Here is a 20,514-nt window from a genome sequence, read left to right as displayed (position 1 = left end):
CGTGCACTTCACGATCCCGCTCTTCGAACGGCGGACCACGAACGTCGAGTGCGTGACGCTCGGCCTCGGCCCGGGCACGCGCTCGCGGGAGGGGCGGCACGCGGAGCGCGTCCGGCGCCTGCTCACCGAGGAGCTCAGGGCCGTCTTCGAGAAGGCGCGCGCGGCCGAGCTCGCGCGCTTCGAGTTCCCCCGCGGCATCCGGCTCGAGAAGGTGCGCCTCGAGCTCACGCTCTCCGGCGCCGCCGAGCGGCGCAAGGTGAGCGGGCTCTGCCCCGTCGTGCTCGAGCCGCGCTGGGCCTCGGAGCACGAGCGCGTCGTCTTCGCCTACCACCCCGCCCGCCAGGGCGAGGCCGCGCCGATCCGCGAGGATCTCCCGCTGGACGAGCAGCTCCGCGCGCTGTTCCAGGTCGCGTGGGCCGCGCTCGACGACGACGAGATCGCGCGGCTCTGGAGCCGGGGCAAGGAGCGCATCGCGGCGCTGTCGTTCTCGTGCGCCCCGCGCTCGGCGCTCGCGGACCTGCCGGAGCGACCAGGCGACGACGACACCGGCGCCGATCCGGCGTTCCGCTGGAAGAAGCGCCGGGGCCTCAAGGTCCTGCCGAACCTCGGCGTGAGCCTCACGCAGCGCGCGGCCCAGGGCAATCTCGACGCGGGCGTGCCGCGATCGCCGCAGCGCGAGCAGCTCGCCTTGCTGCTCGGCGCGGGCAGGGCGCAGCCCGTCGTCGTCGTCGGCCCGCCGGGGTGCGGCAAGACGACCTTGATCCACCGGGCGGTGCTCGATCTCCTCGCGGCCGACGGGTACGGCGCGCACAAGAACCTCGACCGCGTCCGCGACGTCGTCGCCGTGAGCGGCCGCAGGCTCATCGCCGGGATGAGCCACCTCGGCGACTGGGAGAAGCGGTGCGTCGAGCTCGTCGAGGACGCGCGCAGCCGCGGCGCGATCCTCGCGATCGACGACCTCCACCACTTCGGCCGGATCGGCAGGTCGCGCGAGAGCGAGCGCTCGCTCGCCGACTTCTTCCGCGGCCCGCTCTCCCGCCGCGAGATCGTGATGGTCGGCGAGTGCTCCCCCGAGGCGTTCCGCCTCCTCGAGCAGGAGTCCCCGTCGTTCGCGGCCCTGTTCACGCCGCTCTTCCTCCCCGAGGCGACGCCCTCCGAGACGTTCCGCCTCATGGTGCGGGAGGTCCGCGCGCTCGAGCAGCGCCACGCCGCCCGCGTGAGCCCGTACGTGCTGCGGACGATCCTCGACCTCGGCGGATCGCTCCTCTCGGCGCAGGCGCTGCCGGGCAAGGCCATCGACCTCTTGCGCGAGGTCGTCCGCGCGGGCGTGACGCCCTCGCCCTCCGGGGAGCCGGGGCCGGCGCGCGGCCACGCGCCGCGCCCGGTCGGCTCGCAGGACGTGCTGCGGCTCCTGTCGCAGAAGACCGGCGTACCGCGGCTCCTCCTGGGCGGCGACGAGCCGCTCGACGCCGGCGCGCTGGAGGAGGAGCTCGGCCGGCGGGTGATCGGCCAGCCGGAGGCCGTGCGCGCGGCGGCGGACCTCGTGGCGCGCATCAAGGCGGGCCTCGTGGATCCGCGGCGCCCGTACGGCGTGTACCTCTTCACCGGGCCGACGGGGACCGGCAAGACCGAGCTCGCCAGGTGCATGGCGGAGCTCATCTACGGCAGCGCGTCGCGCCTGCTCCGCTTCGACATGAGCGAGCAGAGCGGCCCGGACGCGCCGGCGCGGCTCGTCGGCGATCGCTACGCGCCCGACGGGCTCCTGACGCAGCGGGTGCGGGAGCAGCCGTTCTCGCTGGTGCTGCTCGACGAGATCGAGAAGGCGCACCCGTCGGTGCACGGCCTCTTGCTCCAGCTCTTCGAGGACGGGCTGCTCACGGACGCGGCGGCGAGGCCCGCGCACTTCCACCACGCGGTGGTGGTGATGACGTCCAACCTGGGCGCGCGGTCGCGGGCGCTGGTCGGCTTCGGCGGCGCGGGGCTCTCGGAGGCGCGGGCGCTCGCGATCGCGGAGGAGTCGGCCCAGGAGGTCGCGCGGGCGGTGCGCGACTTCTTCCCGCCGGAGCTGTTCAACCGGATCGATCGCGTCGTGCCGTTCCGCCCGCTGACGCCCGAGGTGGCGGTGCGGGTGGCCGAGAAGGAGCTCGACCGGCTGCTCGGCCGGCGCGGGCTCGCCGAGCGGAGCGTCTTCGTGCGCCGGGGCGCCGGCGTGGCCGAGCGGATCGCGCGCGAGGCGTTCGTGGCCGAGGACGGCGCCCGCTCGGTGAAGCGGTTCATCGAGGACGAGATCGGATCGCTGCTGAGCGACGCGCTCACCCGCGGCGCGCCCGCCGCGATGCAGGTGATCCGCATCTTCACGACCGCGCGCGGCGACGGCGCCGCCGCGGCGGGCGAAGGCGCCGCGTCCCGCGGGTCACCCGGGTCACCCGCGTCACCCGAGTCCCCCGCGTCACCCACGTTTGCGCTGCACCGCGAGGCGCTCGCGGAGGCCGAGCCTGCGGCCGCGGCGTGGGCCCTCGCGCCGCTCATGGGGAGGCCGCTCGGCGCGCTCACGGCGGAGCTCTCACCGCTGCTCGAGTTCGTCGACGCGCTCGATCGGAGCGACGGCCTCGCGCGCCTCTCCGAGCGGATCCGCTACCACCTCGCGGAGCACGGCCGGACCGCCGCCGAGGGGCCCGAGGCGCACGAGCACGCGGAGGCGGTCTACAACCTCGACGCCATGCGCGGCGCGATCCGGGCGTTCCGCGAGCGGATCGACCTCGTCCGGCGGCGGAGCGGCGACGACGACGAGCAACAACACCTCGACCTGGAGGTGCGGCGGTTCGGCTACGTGACGGTCGAGGACGAGTGGAGCCGCTCCCGGGTGCGCCTGTTCCACCGGCGCCAGCTGCCGGGCCCGCTGCGCCGGCCGGCGAAGCAGGAGGTCCTGGAGTGCATCGCGGAGGGCCACGCGCTCCGGCGCGCGCTCCGCAAGGTGGACGAGCCGGGCCAGCACGCGGTCCTGATCGAGCTGCTCCGCGCGGCGCGCTTCGACGAGGGGCCGGCCGGCGCGCGCGACGAGCCCGAGGAGGGGCTCTTCGAGGCGCTCGCGCGCGCCTACGGCGAGGCAGGGGGGGAGGTGGAGGGGTGGGCGTGCGCGCCGCTCGGCAGCGCGTCCGACGGCGACGGGCGCGCGCGCGTGGTCGAGCAGGGCCGCGGGGCGGCGGGGATCGAGGCGATGCTCGCCGCCCCCGGGCGCGGGGCGGAGCTCCTCGTCCTGAGCGTCGTGGGCCTGTGCGTGATGGACTTCTTCGAGCTCGAGACGGGCGCGCACGTCTGGACGTCGCTCTCGCGCGGCCCCGAGGTGGTGCGGGTGCGCGTCCTGCCGGCCCGGCCGGGCCTCTCGCCGGCGCGCGCGGTCCGGGAGCACCTCGACCTGCAGGCGGCGTTCGACGAGGCGGCGCGGCGCGGGCGCGCGCTCCCGCCGAACCCGGCCGAGCTCCTCCCGGTGGTGCGGCGGGTCCGGTTCGACCCGCCGCGCCGCCCGGGCGCGACCGCGCCGATCGAGATCGAGGACTACGTGATGGGGTATGCCGAGTCGTCGCTGGTGCGGAGCCTGTCGCAGGCGCTGGCCCCGCTGTGGCTGCTCCGGATGAGCCGGGAGGACGTGGCGTGAGCCGGCGCCCCGGGCTGCTGCTCCGGGGATGCGCAGGCGACGGCGGACGGCCTCTCAGGGCAGCCGGAAGAGCGGGCGACCGTACGCCATGAAGGGCCAGGGGATGGCGGCGAGGATGATGAGCAGCGTGAAGACGACGCCGAGCGCCAGGCGCCGGTGCTGCGCGGTGGGGTCCGGGGCTCGCTTCGCCCGGGCCCAGGCGACGTGGGCGACCGCCACCGCCACGATCATGGCGAAGATGTGCTCGACGGCGAAGAAGCGCAGCGCCGCGATGGGCATGGCGGCCTTCAGCGCGGCCAGCGACGTGGGCCTGAGCGGGCTGAGCGCGGTGTAGAGCAAGACGCCGAGGAGGAGCTGGGCGTCGAGCGAACCGACGAACGCCGCGCCCACCTTGCGATCCGCCGCTGTCCACGGCCCCCGCTGGGCCCAGCCGCGGACCGACCGCGCGAGCGCCAGGAGCCCGAGCAGCAGGACGACCCAGCGCAGCCACGAGTGCGCGACGAGGACGAACGAATAGATCATGGACCCTGCTTTCCGGCCGCGGTGCCGGCCTCGATGATGTACTGCGCGATGTCGGCGAGATCCGACTCCCGGACGCCGCGGAAGCTGGGCATCGGGGGGACGTCGGTGCGCTTTCGCCCCGGGGTCACGGCCCAGCGGACGATGCCCGCGGGATCGGTCCTGTAGAGCGCTGCGATCTCGCTGAGCGGAGGGCCGACCAGCTTGGCGCTGGGGGCGTGGCACGCCGCGCAGAGGGTGGAGAACATGGCCTTGCCCTTCGCGGCCTGCGGCGAGAGCGCGAGCGCCTCCTCGGCGGGGTCGGGCCTCTTGCACGCGGCCGCGAGCAGGAGCAGGGCGGCGAGGATCGGCGACCACTTCATGCGGGCGGGCCGAACATAGCGCGCGGCGGCGCCGCGTGGGGCCGGCGTCGCGCCGCGAGGATCACCAGGGCGCCGCGCGCCCGGCCAGCCCGAGCAGGAGGCCGCGGCGCGGGGCGCCGAAGGAGCCGGGTCGCCTCGCGACGATCATTGCGTCTTGAAGAGGTCCAGGATCCCCTGCCCGATCGCGGCCGGGTCCGGCACCGCGACGCCGGTCGGCTCGGTGCCCTCGAGGAACACCTCTTCCACGGCGCCCTCCTGGCCCGGGAACGCGGCGCCGAGCTTCGACGTGATCCCGAGCTCGCGCGCCCACGCGACGACGGCCTCGGGGCCGACGTGCCGGAGCGCCGACACCGCGGCCACGTTCACGCTGTGGGCGAGCGCCTCGCGCAGGCGCTTCGGGCTCTGCCCCTCGCTCTCGTCGTAGTTGCCGGGCCGATAGCCCTCGAGCGCCGCCGGGTCGGTCTCGAGCATCGAGGCCGCCGTGAGCTTGCGCGAATGGATGCCGTAGCCGTGGACGATCGCCTTGAAGGTCGATCCCGGCTGAGCGCGGCGTCGGCGAGCAGCCGCGGAGATCGCCACGAACGTGGTGGAAGGCACGGTGTTCCGCAGCCAGCGGCCGAGCCCTTCGATCGCGATGGGCCGCGCTGCCGATAGGCGTTCGAGCACCGCCGCGCTCGCTGGACGCCCCTCTCTCGCCGCTGTACTCGAGCGCGAGGTCCGGACCGCAGGTGGCACCGCGTATCCTGCTGGGGCGTGGCGGTGACCCGAGATGGCGGGGCGTGATAGCGTCGGCGGCGCCTGCCATGACCGACCAGGAAATCGACGCCCTCATCGCCGAGAACCAGTTCCATCCGAACGTCGTGTGGCGCCGCATCCCTGGGAAGGGCCGGGGCGTCTTCGCTCGCCGGTTCCTGCCAAAGGGCGCCGTCGTCGAGTGGGCCGCTGTCAGCTGCTTCCAGGCGTCGGATCTGAAGACCGAGGACCACCGCAACTGCCAGGCGCTCCATCACGTGTTCACGTGGGGGGAGGAGCCGGGGCGGGAGAAGGCGTATGCGTGGGGGCTGCTCGCGCTCTACAACCACTCGGCGACACCCAACGTCGAGATGAATGACGGCCCGGTGCCGGACTCGATGGCTGCCATCGCGCTCCGCGACATCCACGCGGGCGAGGAGCTCTGCTTCGACTACGGCTACACCTGGTTCGATCCTCGCTGAGGCGAGGACGCGAGCGCCGTGGTGGCGACCGTACCGCTCCGGCTCACGTCGACGATACCGGCGCGCTGGCGAGCGCCCGTCAGCTTCGCCGGCGCACCGCGCTCGCCTCGTAAGGCCGGGGCACCTCGGTCAACGCTCGGGCCGGACTGTCGTCGTTGCGGAGGTGAGGACGGGATTCGAACCCGCGTATAACGGTTTTGCAAACCGTTGCCTAACCACTTGGCTACCTCACCGACTGTTCGAAGCGGCGGGAGGTCATGCCTCATCTCTGCGCGGCTGTCAACGCCTTTGATACCGCCGTCTACATTCACGCGGCCGAGCCGTCCCTTCAGCCGGCGCTCCGCCACGCTCGTTCTGTCGTCGTTCTGTCGTCGTTCCGGCTTCCAGTTCCCTCCCGTCCCGATCCTGGAGCCGGCGGAGGGGGGCTCCGGCGCGTTCCCGCCGCAGCCCTCCAGAACACCCGCGCTGCTTACTGTTCGCGCCCGCCGCGCCGTGCCCTTCCCGCGCGCGGCACCCTCTCCCGCGCCCCCAGGGCTCGCCCGATGTAGCTGGCCGTGTAGACCGCCCGCCGCGTCGCCTGGAGCAGCCCGCGCGGCACGATCCCCTTCCCCGTCTGGAAGGGGTTGAAGCGGAGGGCGCGCTGGTCGATGTCCACCGGCTCGTACAGCTCCATATCGGCCACTGCCATCCACCGCGCGCGCGAGCCCCCTCGCCTCACCTCGAGGCGCAGCAGCGCGAGCCCCGCCGCAGCGGCGCGCTCCAGCTTCTCCAGGCGGTTGCCTTTCACCACCGCCGCGCGCAGCGGCACCAGGCGGAACTCCGCGCGACCGAAGCCGGCCACGTCGAACCGCGCCAGCGCGTAGTAGTCGTTGTCCAGGAAGTCGTGCCTCTTCGTCGTGAAGAGGGCGAACGGGAGCAGCAAAAGTCGGCGCGCGCTCACGAAGATGAGGTCCTGATCGCCGGCGCTCGCGGCCGGCGTCACCTCTTCGCTGGTCCGGAAGCGCACCGCGACCCCCAGCACGTCCGGACGGCGCTCGCCCTTGCCGCCCCGCCACCGCCACATCGCGCCCGAGAGCCGCACGAGCGCCGGCCCCGCCAGCCGCTGCGCCAGCGCGCCGACCTCGCCCTCCACCGCGAGCGCCTTCACCCCCGCGCAGTAGACCACGCCGTCGGGATGGAACAGCCTCGCTCTCCGGATGAAGCTGCCCCCCCCGGCGATAGGAGACAGCGCTCCCCCGATCACACGCCCAACCGCTTCGAAGAACCGCATGGTGACCCCTCCCTCGAACCTGGAGCGCCGGGGGCCAATCGCAAGTTGGGCGCGCCCCGACAGCGCACCTCCCGCAGCGCTCACCCGCGTCGAAGCGTCGAGATCTGCTGTTCTCCGCGCGCCATCCGTTCTCCTGGGCAACGGCGATTCCAGGGAAGCGCCGTGTCCCCGGCGCTCCCTCTCGTGCCGCTCGTGCCGAGTCCTCCAGCGGCCCTCGCTCCGTCGCGCGCTCCGTCCCGCGCGCGATGGAGCGCGCGCGTCACCCCGCGCCGGCCTTCGCCGCCGGGTCGATCTCAGGAGCGGCGTCTCGCTGCGCCCGGCCTTCGATAAGGCGCTTCGCCACGAGCGTCAGGAGCGCGAGCAGGACGAGCAACGAGGCGACCGCGAACGCCGCCGAGAAGTGGAACTCGTTGTAGAGCACCTCGACGTGCAGCGGCATGGTGTTGGTCTGCCCCCGGATATGCCCCGAGACGACCGACACCGCGCCGAACTCGCCCATCGCCCGCGCGTTGCAGAGCACCACGCCGTAGAGCAGGCCCCACTTCGCGTTGGGGAGGGTGATGCGGAAGAACATGCTCCACCCGCTCGCGCCGAGCGACAGCGCCGCGTGCTCCTCGTCGGCCCCCTGGCTCTCCAGGAACGGGATGAGCTCGCGCGCGACGAACGGGAACGTCACGAACGTCGTCGCGAGGATGATCCCCGGACGATCGAAGATGACCCGGAGGTCGTGCTCGATGAGCCAGGGGCCGAGCACCCCTTGCGCCCCGAAGAGCAGGACGAAGATCATGCCGGAGATCACCGGCGAGACCGCGAACGGCAGATCGATGAGCGTGACGAGCAGGCTCTTTCCCGTGAACTCGAAGCGCGCGATCGCCCAGGCCGCGGCCACGCCGAAGACGAGGTTGAGCGGCACGGCGATGAGCGCGGTCGTGAGCGTCAGCTCGATGGCGGCGATGGCGTCCGGCGCGGTGATCGCCCGCCAGTACCCCGCGAGGCCGTCCTTCAACGCCTCGATGAACACCGCCACGACCGGCAGGAAGAGGAAGAACCCGAGGAACGCGAGCGCCGCCGCCGTCAGCGCCCAGCGCACCAGCGGGGGCTCGGACGTCGCGCCGCGCACCGCCCCGCGCGACCTGAACCGCAGCTTGCCGGCCGCGCCAGCCACTACGACGCGACCCCGGGCGCTCTGGCCCCCGCGGGCCGCTCGGACGCAGGCTGGGGCGCTTCGACAGCGCTCCGCGACCCGCGCGCGCCGCTCCAGGACTGGAGTCGGTTGATCAGGAAGAGGAGCACGAAGGAGCAGAGAAGCATCACGAGCGCGAGCGCCGTCGCGCCCGCGTAGTCGTACTGCTCGAGCTTGGTCATGATGACGAGCGGCGCGATCTCCGTCTTGAGGGGCATGTTCCCCGAGATGAACACGACCGACCCGTACTCACCGAACGCCCTCGCGAACGACATCGCGAACCCGGTGAGGATCGATGGCCAGAGCGCGGGCAGGAGGATGCGACGGAAGATCTGGAAGCGGCCCGCGCCGAGCGACGCCGCCGCCTCTTCCTGGTCGACCTCGAGCTCCTCCATCACCGGCTGGACCGTCCGCACGACGAACGGGAGCCCCACGAAGGTGAGCGCAATGACGACGCCCAGGCGGCTGAACGCGCTCTGGATCCCGAGCGGATACAGGAACCGACCGACCCACCCCTGCTGCGCATAGATGGCCGTGAGCGCGATGCCGCCGACCGCCGTCGGGAGCGCGAAGGGCAGGTCGACGAGCGCGTCGACGATCGACTTGCCCGGAAAGCTGTAGCGGACGAGCACCCACGCCACGAGGACGCCGAAGACCGCGTTGATGCCCGCCGCGATGAGCGACGCGGCAAAGCTCATCTTCAACGAGGCGACGGCGCGCGGCGAGGTCACCACGGCCCAGATCTCGGCGGGCTGGAGCGTCGCCGTCTTGAGGAAGATCATCGACAGCGGGACAAGCACCAGCAGCGACAGGTACGTTACCGTAATCCCCATCGCCAGCCCGAAGCCGGGCAGAACGCTCTGTCGCCGCCAGAGGAGAGCCACGAAGTCTACTTACCGGCCTGGTAGATCTGGTCGAAGACGCCGCCGTCGGAGAAGTGCGCCTTCTGGGCTTTTTGCCACCCCCCGAACACCTCGTCAATCGAGAAGAGCGCGACCTTCTGGAAGACACCCTCCGACTCGGCCGCCGCGAGGATCGCCGGGTTGCGCGGGCGGTAGAAGTGCTTCACCGCGATGCGCTGGCCGTCCTCCGTGGAGAGGAAGGCGAGGTACGCCTCCGCCACCGCCCTCGTCCCGCGCCTGTCGACCACCTTGTCGACCACCGCGACAGGCGGCTCGGCGAGGATGCTGATCGACGGCACGATCACCTCGAATTTGTCCTTACCGCTCTGCTTCACCGCGAGCAGCGCCTCGTTCTCCCAGGCGATCAGCACGTCGCCGAGCCCACGCTCGACGAACGTCGTGGTCGAGCCGCGCGCCCCCGTGTCGAGGACGGGCACGTTCTTGAAGAGGCGGCCGACGAAATCCTTCGCCTTCGCCTCGTCGCCGCCCGCTCGCTTCAGCTCGTACCCCCACGCAGCGAGGTAGTTCCAGCGCGCCCCGCCGGAGGTCTTCGGGTTCGGGGTGATGACCGCCACGCCCTCCTTCACGAGATCGTCCCAGTCCTTGATGCCCTTGGGGTTGCCCTTGCGCACCAGGAAGACAATGGTCGACGTGTAAGGAGCGCTGTTGTCCTTGAGGCGCGCCTGCCATCCCTCCTTGATCAGCCCGGCGGACGCGACCGCATCGACGTCGTAGGCGAGCGCGAGCGTGACCACGTCCCCCTCGAGCCCGTCGATCACCGACCGGGCCTGCTTGCCCGAGCCGCCGTGCGATTGCTTGATGGTGACGTCCTGTCCGCTCTGCTCCTTCCAGCGCTTCGCGAAGGCGGCGTTCACCTCTTCATAGAGCTCGCGCGTGGGGTCGTAGGAGACGTTCAGTATCTGCACCGACCCCGACTTCGAGGCGCCGGCCGCGTCGCCCTTCGAGCACGCCGAGAGCGCCAGCGCCAGCACACAACAAAGCATCGTCATCAAGCATCGCATCGATCGTCCTTGCTCCCTCATCCAGTCGCGAGATACCGCGATTCCCGCTGCGCGAGCGCGTCGAGCAGCTGCTGGAAGCGCGAGGCGCCGCAGCGCCGGGCCATGAACGCCGCGCGACCGAGCTTCTGGCAGAGCTTCTTGGCGAGGAGCACGCCGCCGTGGCTGTTCACGTCGGTCAGCACGATCACGAGATCGGCCCGCTCGATGGCCGCCCGCAGCTCGGCCGCCCCGCGGCCGCCCGTGTTGCCCGTGTGAAACTCCAGGTGGTGCCCCGCCTGCAGCGCCATCCGCTCCAGCTGAGCCTGGTTGCGATCCAACCCACCAATCCAGGTGATCCGCATCGCTCCGCCTCCTTGCTCCTCGCAGCGGGTGACCGCCGCTATAACGGACATATCTCACGCTAAAGCAGAGGACGCAAGGGAGATCTGCCAGGATAACGGAGGACATGTCTTGGATACCGGAGGGACACGAGGCCGGCGGGGTCCGGAAATGCGGCGGGGCTAGCCGCGCGAACCGTAGGTCATGACGAGGTACATGACGGCCTCGGCGCTGCCCGGGTTGCGGTAGCTGTGCGGGCTGTCGGCCTCGAACAGGATGGCGTCGCCGGTCTCGAGCAGGCGCCGCTCGCCGGCCACGGTGATCTCCACCGAGCCCTCGGTGACGATCAGGTTCTCCGCGGTGCCCGGGGCGTGCGCGTCGGCGTGCTCGACCGAGCGCGGCGCGAGGCGGAGCTCGTAGAACTCCACGTTGCGCGGCCGGTCCATCGGGAAGAGCGCCCGGGAAGAGAAGTCGCCGTTGCGAGACCGCAGGATGCGCGCCTGCGAGGCCTGCATGACGGTCGTGACGGGCGAGGTCGCCTGGCTCATCAGCGCCGAGAAGGGGACCCCGAGGGCGCGCGCGATCTTCCAGAGGACGTTGATGGTCGGCGTGCTCTGGCCCAGCTCGATCTGCCCCAGCATCGCCCGGCTCACCCCGGACGCCTTCGCCAGGCGCTCGAGCGACAGGCCCCGCTCGGCCCGGAACCGCTTCAGGTTGGAGGCGACGACCGGCGTGAGATCCGACGCCTCGTCGAGCGCCGGGTCGTCCCCGCCAGGCTCGCTCGCCGGGGGCGGGGGTGGGGACGGCGGCTCGGCGGCCGCCGACCGCGCGGGTGTCTGGGCTCTGCGTGCCTTCACTGGACGCGTATCCGCCATGGTGGAGGGCGCGCGTCAAGCGAGCGGGGGGAAGGGCGCGCTCAGGGGCCGCCGGAGACCGCCTCCGCGACCGGGCTCGCGGGCGACGGGCGACGCACCGAAGGCGCGGGCGCCGCCAGGAGCACCGGCGAGGTGTGGCCGGTGATGAGGCGGGCGCCGCGCTTGAAGGTGATGTACTGCCACATCCACGCGAACATGACGGTGAAGCGGTTCCTGAAGCCGATAAGGAACAGCACGTGGACGGCCAGCCAGGCGAGCCACGCGAGCGTGCCCGACATCTGCAGGCGCCCGACCTTCGCGATGGCGCGCGAGCGGCCGATGGTCGCCATCGTCCCCTTGTCGCGGTAGGCGAACTGCCCGCGCGGGCGGCCCTCGAGATCATCGAGGATGCAGCGCGCGACGAAGCGACCCTCCTGGATCGCGGCCGGGCTGAGGCCGGGCACGTCGACGCCGTTCCGGTCGCGGAGCGTGGCCATGTCGCCGATCGCGAAGACGCCCGGGTGCCCGGGGAGGGAGCAGTCCGGCCCGACCTTCACGCGGCCGACGCGATCGAGCTCGACGCCGAGCGCGCGCGCGAGCGGGGTGCCGCGGACCCCCGCGGCCCAGATGACGGTCGCGGCGGGGAGGCGCTCGCCGTCCTCGAACAGCACGCCCTGCTCGTCGATGCTGCGGAAGCGGCGCCCCTTGATGACCTCGACCCCGAGGGACGCGAGCTGCTCCTCGGCGCTCGCCGAGAGGCTCTCCGGGAAGGCCTGGAGGATGCGGGCGCCGATCTCGACGAGCAGCACCCGCGAGAGCGAAGGGTCGAGGGAGCGGAAGTCGCGCGCGAGGATGTAGCGCGCGAGCTCGGCGAAGGCGCCGGCCATCTCGACGCCCGTGGCGCCGCCGCCGATGACGACGAACGTGAGCAGCCGCCGCCGCGCTGCGGGGTCCTCCTCGCGCTCGGCGGCCTCGAAGGCGAGCAGCATGCGCTCGCGGATGGTGAGCGCCTCGTCGAGGTTCTTGAGCGCCGGCGCGAACCGGGCCCACTCCTCGTGGCCAAAGTAGTTGTTCGTCGCGCCGACCGCGAGGATCAGGAAGTCGTAGTCCAGCGGGTCGCCGTCGACGGTGACGCGCCGGCCGGCGAGGTCCACGCCCGTCACCTCGCCGAGCAGGACCCGGACGTTGCGCTGGCGCGACAGGACCGATCGGATCGGGACCGCGATGTCGGCCGGCGAGAGGCTGGCCGTCGCCACCTGATAGAGCAGCGGCTGGAACAGGTGGTGATTGGTCCTGTCGATGAGGGTGACCCGGACGGGCGCGTCGCGGAGCGCCTTTGCCGCGTTCAGGCCGCCGAACCCTCCGCCGACGATCACGACGTGAGGCTCTCTCGTGGTCGTTGCCATGGTGCCTCCTGGCGAGGAACGCTTCCTCGGTGGCACGACGATGGTAGGGGGCCCAGATCACCGCGGCAAGAAGGCGCAGCGCGCGGGCGCGGCGGGCGGGCGCGGCGCGCAGGCGGCCGAAAGAGCCCTCGTCGCGACGGCCAATCGGGCCGCAGAGGCGCAGCGCAGGGGCGACGTGATCCCGGTCGCGGGCGACGGAGATCGCCGCCGCGATCGCTCATGCTGCCGCGGCCTTCACGTCGCTCCTCGCCTCGGCCTTGCCGTCCGGCGCTTCGCCACGCAGCACCTCGGCGAGCAGCTTCCGGCCGCGGTGCAGGCGGCTCATGACGGTGCCGACCGGGACGCCCAGCCGCGTCGCTGCGTCCTTGTAAGACATCTCCTCGAGGTCCACGAGCACCAGGGTGTCACGGAAGGTCGGCGGGAGCGTCGCGAGCGCACGCCGCACGCCGGGCGAGAGCGCGTGCATGTCGGCGCAGCGCTCCGGCGCCGTCCACGCGCACGGGTCGGTCGCGAGCACGTCGAGGGCGTTGCGCTCGCGACGGCTGCGCCGGCAGCGGGTGATGAAGACGCTGAAGAGGATCTGGTGCACCCACGCCCGCAGGTTGGTCCCGGGCTCGTAGCTCCCCGCGAACCGGATCGCCCGCTCCACCGTGTCCTGCACGAGGTCCTCGGCCGTCGCGGGCGTCCGGGAGAGCCGCAGCGCGCGGCCGAAGAGCTCCGGTGTCATTTCGACAAGGCCGCGGAGCAGCTCGTCGACCGCTCCCCGCGAGCCCTCTCCCGGCGCCGTCCGCGCCGCGCCGAAGGACGGCCCGCGCCCGAGCGCGCGCGTCGCGCCGGGCGGCGGCGGCGCTGGGTTCGAGGACCGGGCGGGGGCATGAGCGGCGTGGACGAGCATGGCGGGACCTCCTGCGTAACCGGCACTGGCAAGGCAGGTGCCACCGCGCGGACCTCGCGAAGGCCGCGGATCACGCTGAACGGCGCGGGCGGAGACACGCGGGCGCGTGTCAAATCGACAGCAGGGAGAACGGGCGCGCCAGGGTGGCGAGCCGCCCCGCGGCGCGCCCGGCCCGGCGGCCCCACCCGCGCGAGCGCCGGGCGCGGCGTCCAGCAGAGCGGGCGCCGGGCGAGGCGTCCGGCGGAGCAGGCGCTCGCGTCACGTCGAGAACGGGTCGCTCCCGGCGGCCAGCGCGGCGATCAGGCCCGGGACCAGCTCGGCGATCTCGCCCGCGAGCAGCCCCCGATCGCTGCCCGTCTGCGCGCGCCACACATCGCCGGCGAGCGCGTGGATCAGCACCCCGGCGCTCGCCGCGGCGGTGGGATCCATCGAGCACAGCAGGGCCGCGATCATCCCGGTCAGGACGTCGCCCGAGCCGGCGGTGGCGAGCGCGGGGTTGCCCGCCATGCAGATGAACATGCGGCCGTCCGGGAGCGCGATGATCGTGCGCGCCCCCTTGAGCACGACGATCGCCCGGGTGAGCGCCACCGCCTCGCGCACGGCGCCGAAGCGGTCCTCCTCGACGGCCCGAGCGCTCCGGCCCAGGAGCCGGCCGAGCTCGCCGGAGTGCGGCGTCATGATGAGGCTCCCGCGCGCGGTCGCGAGCGCCTCCGGGCGGCCCACGAAGTGCGTCAGGGCGTCCGCGTCGACGACCTTCAGGCCGTCCCAGCCGAGCACGACGTGATCCACCGCGGCCCGCGCCCGCTCGTCGAGGCCGAGGCCCGGGCCGATGGCGACCGCCCGCCGCCCGGCGAGCGCGCCGTCGAGCGACGCCGCGATGCGGGCCGGATCGATCGAGGTCGTCATCAGCTCCACGACGCGCGACTCCATCGCGCGCGCGGTGTCGGCCCAGGTGCAGATCGTCACGAGGCCCGCGCCCGTCCGCATCGCCGCGCGCGCGGTCAGCAGCGCGGCGCCGAGCTTGCCCGACGAGCCGGCGATGACGAGCACGTTGCCCGCCTGGTGCTTGTAGACGCTCGCCTCGCGCGGGCGCAGCGACGAGCCGATCGTCTCCTTGCGGAGGACCTCCGCGACGTGGCCCACCTGGGCGAGGATCGGCCGGTCCGGGACCCCGAGATCGACGACGTGCACGTTGCCCGCGAGCCGCGCGCCCTCGGGCGTGAGCAGGCCGATCTTGAGGTGGCCGAAGGTGACGGTCTCGTCGGCCTGCACCGCGGCGCCGAGCGGCGCGCCGCTGTCGGCGTCGAGGCCCGAGGGCACGTCGAGCGCGATGCAGAGGCAGGTCGCCGTGTTGAGGACGCCGATGACGTCGGCGAGGTGGCCCTCGATGGGGCGGTCGAGGCCCGTGCCGAAGATCGCGTCGACGAGGAGGTCGGCCCCCGCGAGCGCGACCTCGAGCGGGGCGAGGGACGCGCCCGGGGGGAGCTCGGTCAGCGCGCCGCCGAGATCCACGTACGCATCGTGGTTGATGCGGCTATCGCCGGTGACCTTCTCGGACCGGGCGGCCAGGAAGACCTGGACCTCCGCGCCGCGGGCGAGGAGGTGGCGCGCCACGACGAAGCCGTCGCCGCCGTTGTTGCCGGCCCCGCAGACGACGACGACGCGGGCGTGGAGGGGGTACGTCGCGGGCTGCCCCGGGCTCGGGACGTGCCGCACCGGGAACGATCGGATGCGCGCGGCGCGGGCCTCCTCGGCGTCGCGGCGGCCGTTCGGCGGCGGCGGGACGCTCCCGGGGCGGCCCCGGAGACCCGCCCCGGAGGGCAACGTCGCCGGCCAGAACGCCCGCGCGGGCGAAAGGCCGGACGCGAGCGGGTGCGGCGCGCGGTGCGCGGCGTCGCCGGGCTGCCCGGCGTTGCGCCCCTCGATGATCGCCGAGATCACGTCGGCGGCGCCGCGGCCGGCGTTCTCCATGAGGACCACGCCGGGGACGTGGCACTGGTGGATCGCGTGTTTGTCGAAGGCGCGCATCTGCGCGCGCGATAGGACCGGAATCACGAGCGCTCTTTCCCTTCGTCCAGGCTGGATCGGCTCTCGCCGCCCTCGTCCGCTTCGGTCGGGGATCGGCTCTCCCCTTCCAGGATAGCCACCGCCGCCGCCACGCCTGCATCATGCGTGATCGACAGGTGGACCCGCTGGACGCCCATGCGCTCGGCGAGCGCGCGCGCCGGGCCGTGGAGCGCCATCGTCGGCGGCATGCGCGGCGCGCCGCGCACCTCCAGGTGGTGCCAGCTGACGCCCGGCGCGCCGGCCATCGCCTTCACCACGGCCTCCTTCGCGGCGAAGCGGCCCGCGAGCGCCGTCGCCCGGTCCACGCGGTGCGCGAGCGAGCGGCGCTCCGGCTCGGACAGCACCCGCTCCCAGAACCGCTCCCCCCACCGCGCGAGCGCCTCCTCCATGCGTCCGATGCCGCAGACGTCGATGCCGATGCCGAGGATCACGCGCCCCCCTCGCTCGACCGAGCGTCCGGGCCGGCGGCCGGCGGTTGCACGGCGCCTCCGCAGGTGACGCTCGCCGCGATGCGATTGGCGGGACGGACAGACACGGGGAAGGCCATGCGGCGACTCTACCCTATTCGATGGCGACGCCTCCTGAAACGCGATCCGCGCCTCGCCCCGAGCGCGGAAGCGGAAGCAGAAGCAGACGCAGAAAGCGCCTCGACGGCGGCACGCGAGCGGGGAAGAGGCCCGGCGCGATGCGGCCGGCCGCGGCCTCGGGCGCCGCGACCGCGCGGCGAGCGCGGCCGTGGAGCGCCGCCCGCGCGCGCCGATCGCGGCTACCATGCTCGCGGCGCCAATGCAGACAGCCCTCGATCTGACGGTCATGCTCCCGCAGAGCGCCTACGATTACGGCGAGCGCTCGTCGGGCGAGGCCCACGGCGTGGTGCTGACGAAACCCCACGTCGTGAATCTCATCCTCGATCTCGCGGGCTACACCGCGGACCGGGATCTCGCGTCGCTGTCGCTGCTCGAGCCAGCCTGCGGCCATGGCGCGTTCCTGGTCCCCGCCGCCGAGCGGCTGATCCAGTCGGCGCGCCGCCACGATCGCGACCTCCTCGAGATCGAGCCGGCGATCCGGTCGTACGACGTCGAGCGAGCTCACGTCGACCACGCGCGCCTCGCGGTCGCCGGCGCCCTCGCGCGGCTCGGGCTGCCGCAGGGCGACGCGACGCGCCTCTCCGAGGCCTGGATCGCCCACGGCGACTTCCTGCTCACCAGCCAGGGACGCCGGTTCGACGCGGTGGTCGGCAACCCGCCCTATGTCAGGATCGAACAGCTCTCGCCCGAGCTCCAGGAGGAGTATCGACACCGGTACAGATCGCTCTACGACCGCGCCGATCTCTACGTGGCGTTCATCGAGCGCGGCCTCGAGCTCCTCGCGCCCGGCGGGATCCTCTCCTTCATCTGCGCCGACCGGTGGACCCTCAACCGGTACGGCGCGCCGCTCCGCCGGCTGCTGTCGAGGTGGTTCCGGGTGCGGTGCTACGTCGATCTGCGCGGCGCGTCTCCCTTCGAGTCCGAGGTCGTCGCCTACCCGTCGATATTCGCCGTGTCGCCCGGCAAGACGGGGAGCGTCCCTGTCGCGACGCTGCGCACCGCCTCGCCGGAGGAGTGCGAGGCCGCGTCCGCCGCTCTTCGATACGCGGAGGGACACGCGGAGGGACGCGCGGAGGGGCGCGCGGAGGCGGGCGCGGCGGAGCGCGGCTCCGGCGTCGCCGTGTCGGAGTACGCTTCCTGGTTCGAAGGCGACGACCCGTGGGTGCTCGGCTCGCCAGAGCACCTCGAGGCCCTGCGCGCGCTCGAGGCGCGGTTCGCGCCGATCGAGGAGGTCGGCGGGACGCGCGTCGGCATCGGCGTCGCCACCGGGAACGACAGGATCTACATCGTCGGCGAAGAGGTGGATATCGAGCGCGATCGCCTCGTGCCGCTCGTCATGCGACACGATATCGAGGACGGCCGCATCCGCGACGCCAGGCGGTTCGTCATCAATCCCTTCGGATCCGACGGCAAGGTGGTCCATCTCGAGGAGTACCCCAGGCTCTCCGGGTACCTGCACGCGCACGAGGCCGAGATCAGGAGGCGCTACATCGCGCGGCGGGGCGGCGCAGGCTGGTTCCGCACCATCGATCGCGTGGTTCCGGCGCTGACCACCGCCCCGAAGCTGCTCGTCCCCGACATCGCGGGCTCCAACGAGGTGGTCTATGACGAGGGCAGGTTCTATCCGCACCACAATCTCTATTTCATCACCTCGGAGGGCTGGGACATGGAGGCCCTCGGCGGGCTGCTCGCCTCCAAAGTCGCCCTCTTCTTCGTGTGGTCCTATGCGGTCAAGATGCGCGGAGGCTACCTGCGCTTCCAGGCCCAGTACCTGCGGCGGATCCGCCTGCCCCCGCCGGAGAGCGTCGCGGAGGAGCTGATGAGCGATCTCCGCAGCTCCTTCCGGCGGCGCGACTTCGACAGGCTCGACGAGCTCGCGCTGCGCGCCTACGGCATCGACGCGCTGCCCGGGTTCGGCTTCCTCGACACGAGGAGATAGCCCGCTATCCGGGCCCGCGCGCGGCGTGATACCGTCGCGCTCTCGCGGGGCGTTCGCGGGCGAGGGGACGAGCGATGACGGCCGAGAAGATCGAGTGCGCTAGCCGTATCGAGGGGGTCGTCGTGTACGCGCGCGGGGCGATCGTCACCCGCCGCGTCGAGCTCGCGGCGCCGCTCCCCCGGGGGGCGGTCGAGATCTCGGTGCCGGGGATCACGCCGCTCGCCGAGCCGGGGAGCTTCCGCGCGCTCATCGACGCCGCGGGCGGCGCCGCCGCAGGCGCCCCGGCGGGCGCGGCGGCCGCCTCCGGGCCCGCGCGCGACGTGCGCGACGTGATCGGCGTGCGCGCGCGGCTCGTCGTGCCCCCGGCGCCCGTCTCGAGGACGGCGCTCTCCGCCGAGCTCCGCGAGCTCGAGCTCGCGATCGCGCGCCTGTCGGCGGAGCGCGACCACCTCCGCCTCTGGCGCGACCAGCTCGGCGCCGTCTCGCTCGATCCGGAGCTCGCGCGGCGCTTCCGGCCGGGCGACCCGGCGGCCCGCATCCGCGACGCGCTCGCGGTGAGCGGCCTGCTCTCGGACGAGCTCGCCGCGCTCGACGCCCGCGCCGCCGCGCTCGACGCGGAGCTCGAGCGCGCCCGGAAGGAGCTCCTGGCCGCCCAGATCGACGCCGCCCAGGCCACGAGCGGCGAGGTCGAGGAGCGCGACCCGGCGCGCCTCGACGTCGTCGTGCGGCTCGCGCCGGAGCGCGGCGGCGCGGCCGGGGAGCCGGCGCTCCGGCTCGAGTACGCCGTGTTCGCCGCGCGCTGGTGGCCCGCCTACGCGGCGCGGTTCTCGCGCGGCGCGACCGAGGTCGCCTTGCAGCTCGACGCCCTCGTCGCGCAGGCCTCCGGCGAGGACTGGAAGGACGTGCGCCTCGCGCTCGCCACCGCCGATCTCGTGCAGGACACGCGGCTGCCGGAGCTCGCCTCGCTGCGGCTCAGCCGCGCGCAGCGCCCCCCGCGCCGCGGCTACCGCCCCGCGCCGGAGGGGCTCGACGCCATGTTCGACGGGTTCGACCGCTTCGTCGCCGCCCTCCCCGAGCCGGCCGCGCGGACCACCGCCGCGCCTGGAAAGCTCCCGCCCGCGCGTGACGGCGGCGAGGCCACGCGGAACCGGGCCAGCCCGGAGCCCTTCGCGGCGATGAAGAGGCCAGCGCCGCCTGCGCCATCCGGCCCGGCCGCCCCGCCGCCCCCGATGCAGGCCGGCGCGCCGATGGCGCTCGCCCCGCCGATGCCGCTCGCCGCGCCGGCGCGGAAGTCGCGCGGGCTGTCGCTCCCGTCGTTCGGCGGCGGCCACGGGGCGCCGCCCCCGCCGCCGGCTCCCCAGGCGAGCGCGCCCCCGGTCCCCCGGAGCGCCCTGGGCTCCGCGGCGAGCGTCGAGGCCGCGGCCAGCCTCGAGGAGGAATGGCTCGCTCCCGAGCAGGCGCTGGAGGGCGCCGGGGCCGCCCCGGCGCTCGAGCCCGCGCAGGTCGAGGAGTGGCTCGACTTCGACGCGCTGCACCTCCCCGGCGCGGGCAAACAGCGCGGCCGGCTCGCGCGCGACGAGCCCGGGCCCTCGCGGCGCAACGCGCGTCGGGCGGAGCAGGACATCGCGGACCTCGGCGCCCCGCCCCGGGCCGTGGATCCGCGCGACTCGCGCGGGCAATTCGACCACCTCTACGTCGGCGAGAGCGCCGCCGACGTGCCGTCGAACGGCAGGCTCCACCGCGTCGCGCTGGGCGCCGCGCGCGCCCCCGCCGCGCCCCGGTTCGTGACCGCGCCCCGCGAAGCCGCCGAGGTCTACCGCGAGGCGCGCGTCGAGAACCCGTTCGACGCCCCGCTGCTCGCGGGGCCGGTCGACATCTTCGTCGACGGCGCCCTCGCGGCGCAGTCCGCGCTCGGCCGCGTGGACCGGGGCGGCCTCCTCCGCGCCGGCCTCGGCGTCGAGGAGCGGATCCGGGTCGCCAGGAACGCGCGCGTGGACGAGTCGAGCGCCGGCCTGCTCGGCGGCTCGCTCGCCGTCGAGCACGCGGTCGTCATCGACCTCTCCTCGTCGCTCGGGATGGGCGTCGAGGTCGAGGTCCTCGACCGCATCCCGGTGACGGACGACAAGGACGTCGAGATCAAGCTCCTCTCGTCGCAGCCGAAGGCCGAGCCGTACACCCAGGAGGAGCTCGGCGAGCCGGTGCGCGGCGGGCTGCGCTGGCGCGTCCCGATCGCGCCAGGCGGCAAGGCCTCCGTCGCCTTCACCTACCGCGTGGTGTTCTCGTCCAAGAACGAGATCGTCGGCGGTAACCGTCGGGAATAA

Annotated in this window: 17 protein-coding genes and 1 tRNA gene; 4 read left to right on the top strand and 14 right to left on the bottom strand. The window is 73.5% G+C overall.

Annotated features, from left to right (window positions below):
* Position 1: 1 nt before the first annotated feature.
* On the top strand, positions 2–3,655 hold the full coding sequence (locus tag WMF12_RS01695) for an AAA family ATPase (protein WP_437860918.1): 3,654 nt from the start codon (positions 2–4) through the stop codon (positions 3,653–3,655).
* A gap of 54 nt (positions 3,656–3,709) precedes the next feature.
* Here the strand turns inward: WMF12_RS01695 and WMF12_RS01690 are convergent, their stop codons facing one another.
* From WMF12_RS01690 to WMF12_RS01680, 3 genes are all read right to left on the bottom strand, one after another.
* Complete coding sequence (locus WMF12_RS01690; RefSeq protein ID WP_437860916.1) at positions 3,710–4,177, bottom strand: hypothetical protein; 468 nt, start codon at positions 4,175–4,177, stop codon at positions 3,710–3,712.
* Positions 4,174–4,536, bottom strand: coding sequence for a c-type cytochrome (locus WMF12_RS01685; protein ID WP_437860915.1), 363 nt, complete (start codon positions 4,534–4,536; stop codon positions 4,174–4,176). Before WMF12_RS01685 ends, WMF12_RS01690 begins: the two co-directional genes overlap by 4 nt.
* Positions 4,537–4,680: 144 nt before the next feature.
* The gene (locus WMF12_RS01680; protein WP_437860903.1) at positions 4,681–5,202 is read right to left on the bottom strand and encodes a penicillin-binding transpeptidase domain-containing protein; all 522 of its coding nucleotides are present in this window, start codon (positions 5,200–5,202) and stop codon (positions 4,681–4,683) included.
* A 137-nt stretch (positions 5,203–5,339) separates the two neighbouring features.
* Between WMF12_RS01680 and WMF12_RS01675 the strand changes: the two genes are divergently transcribed.
* On the top strand, positions 5,340–5,750 hold the full coding sequence (locus WMF12_RS01675) for an SET domain-containing protein (protein ID WP_437860889.1): 411 nt from the start codon (positions 5,340–5,342) through the stop codon (positions 5,748–5,750).
* 161 nt (positions 5,751–5,911) lie between these two features.
* On the opposite strand, the gene WMF12_RS01670 is transcribed toward WMF12_RS01675, so the two are convergent.
* From WMF12_RS01670 to acpS, 11 genes are all read right to left on the bottom strand, one after another.
* A tRNA-Cys gene (locus WMF12_RS01670) sits at positions 5,912–5,983 on the bottom strand.
* 236 nt (positions 5,984–6,219) lie between these two features.
* Positions 6,220–7,020 carry a hypothetical protein gene (locus WMF12_RS01665; RefSeq protein ID WP_437860878.1) on the bottom strand — a complete coding sequence of 267 codons (801 nt, stop codon included), beginning with the start codon at positions 7,018–7,020 and terminating at the stop codon, positions 6,220–6,222.
* 259 nt (positions 7,021–7,279) lie between these two features.
* Positions 7,280–8,185: a sulfate ABC transporter permease subunit CysW gene (cysW, locus tag WMF12_RS01660; protein WP_437743847.1), complete on the bottom strand. Its 906-nt coding sequence runs from the start codon at positions 8,183–8,185 to the stop codon at positions 7,280–7,282.
* Positions 8,185–9,087, bottom strand: coding sequence for a sulfate ABC transporter permease subunit CysT (gene cysT / locus WMF12_RS01655; RefSeq protein WP_437860870.1), 903 nt, complete (start codon positions 9,085–9,087; stop codon positions 8,185–8,187). Before cysT ends, cysW begins: the two co-directional genes overlap by 1 nt.
* Positions 9,088–9,092: 5 nt before the next feature.
* Positions 9,093–10,148 carry a sulfate ABC transporter substrate-binding protein gene (locus WMF12_RS01650; RefSeq protein ID WP_437860866.1) on the bottom strand — a complete coding sequence of 352 codons (1,056 nt, stop codon included), beginning with the start codon at positions 10,146–10,148 and terminating at the stop codon, positions 9,093–9,095.
* Positions 10,145–10,468 carry a DUF2325 domain-containing protein gene (locus WMF12_RS01645; protein ID WP_012232960.1) on the bottom strand — a complete coding sequence of 108 codons (324 nt, stop codon included), beginning with the start codon at positions 10,466–10,468 and terminating at the stop codon, positions 10,145–10,147. Before WMF12_RS01645 ends, WMF12_RS01650 begins: the two co-directional genes overlap by 4 nt.
* A gap of 159 nt (positions 10,469–10,627) precedes the next feature.
* Positions 10,628–11,302: a helix-turn-helix domain-containing protein gene (locus WMF12_RS01640; RefSeq protein ID WP_437860857.1), complete on the bottom strand. Its 675-nt coding sequence runs from the start codon at positions 11,300–11,302 to the stop codon at positions 10,628–10,630.
* Positions 11,303–11,361: 59 nt separating this feature from the next.
* A complete protein-coding gene (locus WMF12_RS01635; protein ID WP_437860854.1) occupies positions 11,362–12,705 on the bottom strand; it encodes an NAD(P)/FAD-dependent oxidoreductase in 1,344 nt (447 codons plus the stop codon).
* 217 nt (positions 12,706–12,922) lie between these two features.
* The gene (locus WMF12_RS01630; protein ID WP_437860853.1) at positions 12,923–13,600 is read right to left on the bottom strand and encodes an RNA polymerase sigma factor; all 678 of its coding nucleotides are present in this window, start codon (positions 13,598–13,600) and stop codon (positions 12,923–12,925) included.
* A 258-nt stretch (positions 13,601–13,858) separates the two neighbouring features.
* Positions 13,859–15,655 (bottom strand): NAD(P)H-hydrate dehydratase, encoded by a 1,797-nt coding sequence (locus WMF12_RS01625; RefSeq protein WP_437860852.1) that lies wholly within the window; start codon positions 15,653–15,655, stop codon positions 13,859–13,861.
* Positions 15,652–16,098, bottom strand: coding sequence for a holo-ACP synthase (acpS, locus tag WMF12_RS01620; protein WP_437860851.1), 447 nt, complete (start codon positions 16,096–16,098; stop codon positions 15,652–15,654). Before acpS ends, WMF12_RS01625 begins: the two co-directional genes overlap by 4 nt.
* Before the next feature lie 355 nt (positions 16,099–16,453).
* Between acpS and WMF12_RS01615 the strand changes: the two genes are divergently transcribed.
* Positions 16,454–18,193: an Eco57I restriction-modification methylase domain-containing protein gene (locus WMF12_RS01615; RefSeq protein ID WP_437860850.1), complete on the top strand. Its 1,740-nt coding sequence runs from the start codon at positions 16,454–16,456 to the stop codon at positions 18,191–18,193.
* A 74-nt stretch (positions 18,194–18,267) separates the two neighbouring features.
* Positions 18,268–20,514 (top strand): DUF4139 domain-containing protein, encoded by a 2,247-nt coding sequence (locus WMF12_RS01610; protein ID WP_437860849.1) that lies wholly within the window; start codon positions 18,268–18,270, stop codon positions 20,512–20,514.

The organism is Sorangium sp. So ce363, from assembly GCF_051520435.1.
In the GTDB taxonomy this organism is placed as follows: Bacteria; Myxococcota_A; Polyangia; order Polyangiales; family Polyangiaceae; genus Sorangium; species Sorangium cellulosum_B.
Note: the sequence above shows the minus strand (reverse complement) of the source record. Positions and strands in the feature narration are given on the sequence as shown.

Excerpts from the sequence above, each read along its gene's own strand:
- WMF12_RS01690 (WP_437860916.1), bottom strand. The coding sequence starts at position 4,177 with ATGATCTATTCGTTCGTCCTCGTCGCGCACTCGTGGCTGCGCTGGGTC.
- WMF12_RS01685 (WP_437860915.1), bottom strand. The coding sequence starts at position 4,536 with ATGAAGTGGTCGCCGATCCTCGCCGCCCTGCTCCTGCTCGCGGCCGCG.
- WMF12_RS01675 (WP_437860889.1), top strand. The coding sequence starts at position 5,340 with ATGACCGACCAGGAAATCGACGCCCTCATCGCCGAGAACCAGTTCCAT.
- WMF12_RS01665 (WP_437860878.1), bottom strand. The coding sequence starts at position 7,020 with ATGCGGTTCTTCGAAGCGGTTGGGCGTGTGATCGGGGGAGCGCTGTCT.
- WMF12_RS01650 (WP_437860866.1), bottom strand. The coding sequence starts at position 10,148 with ATGAGGGAGCAAGGACGATCGATGCGATGCTTGATGACGATGCTTTGT.
- WMF12_RS01645 (WP_012232960.1), bottom strand. The coding sequence starts at position 10,468 with ATGCGGATCACCTGGATTGGTGGGTTGGATCGCAACCAGGCTCAGCTG.
- WMF12_RS01635 (WP_437860854.1), bottom strand. The coding sequence starts at position 12,705 with ATGGCAACGACCACGAGAGAGCCTCACGTCGTGATCGTCGGCGGAGGG.
- WMF12_RS01630 (WP_437860853.1), bottom strand. The coding sequence starts at position 13,600 with ATGCTCGTCCACGCCGCTCATGCCCCCGCCCGGTCCTCGAACCCAGCG.
- WMF12_RS01615 (WP_437860850.1), top strand. The coding sequence starts at position 16,454 with ATGCAGACAGCCCTCGATCTGACGGTCATGCTCCCGCAGAGCGCCTAC.
- WMF12_RS01610 (WP_437860849.1), top strand. The coding sequence starts at position 18,268 with ATGACGGCCGAGAAGATCGAGTGCGCTAGCCGTATCGAGGGGGTCGTC.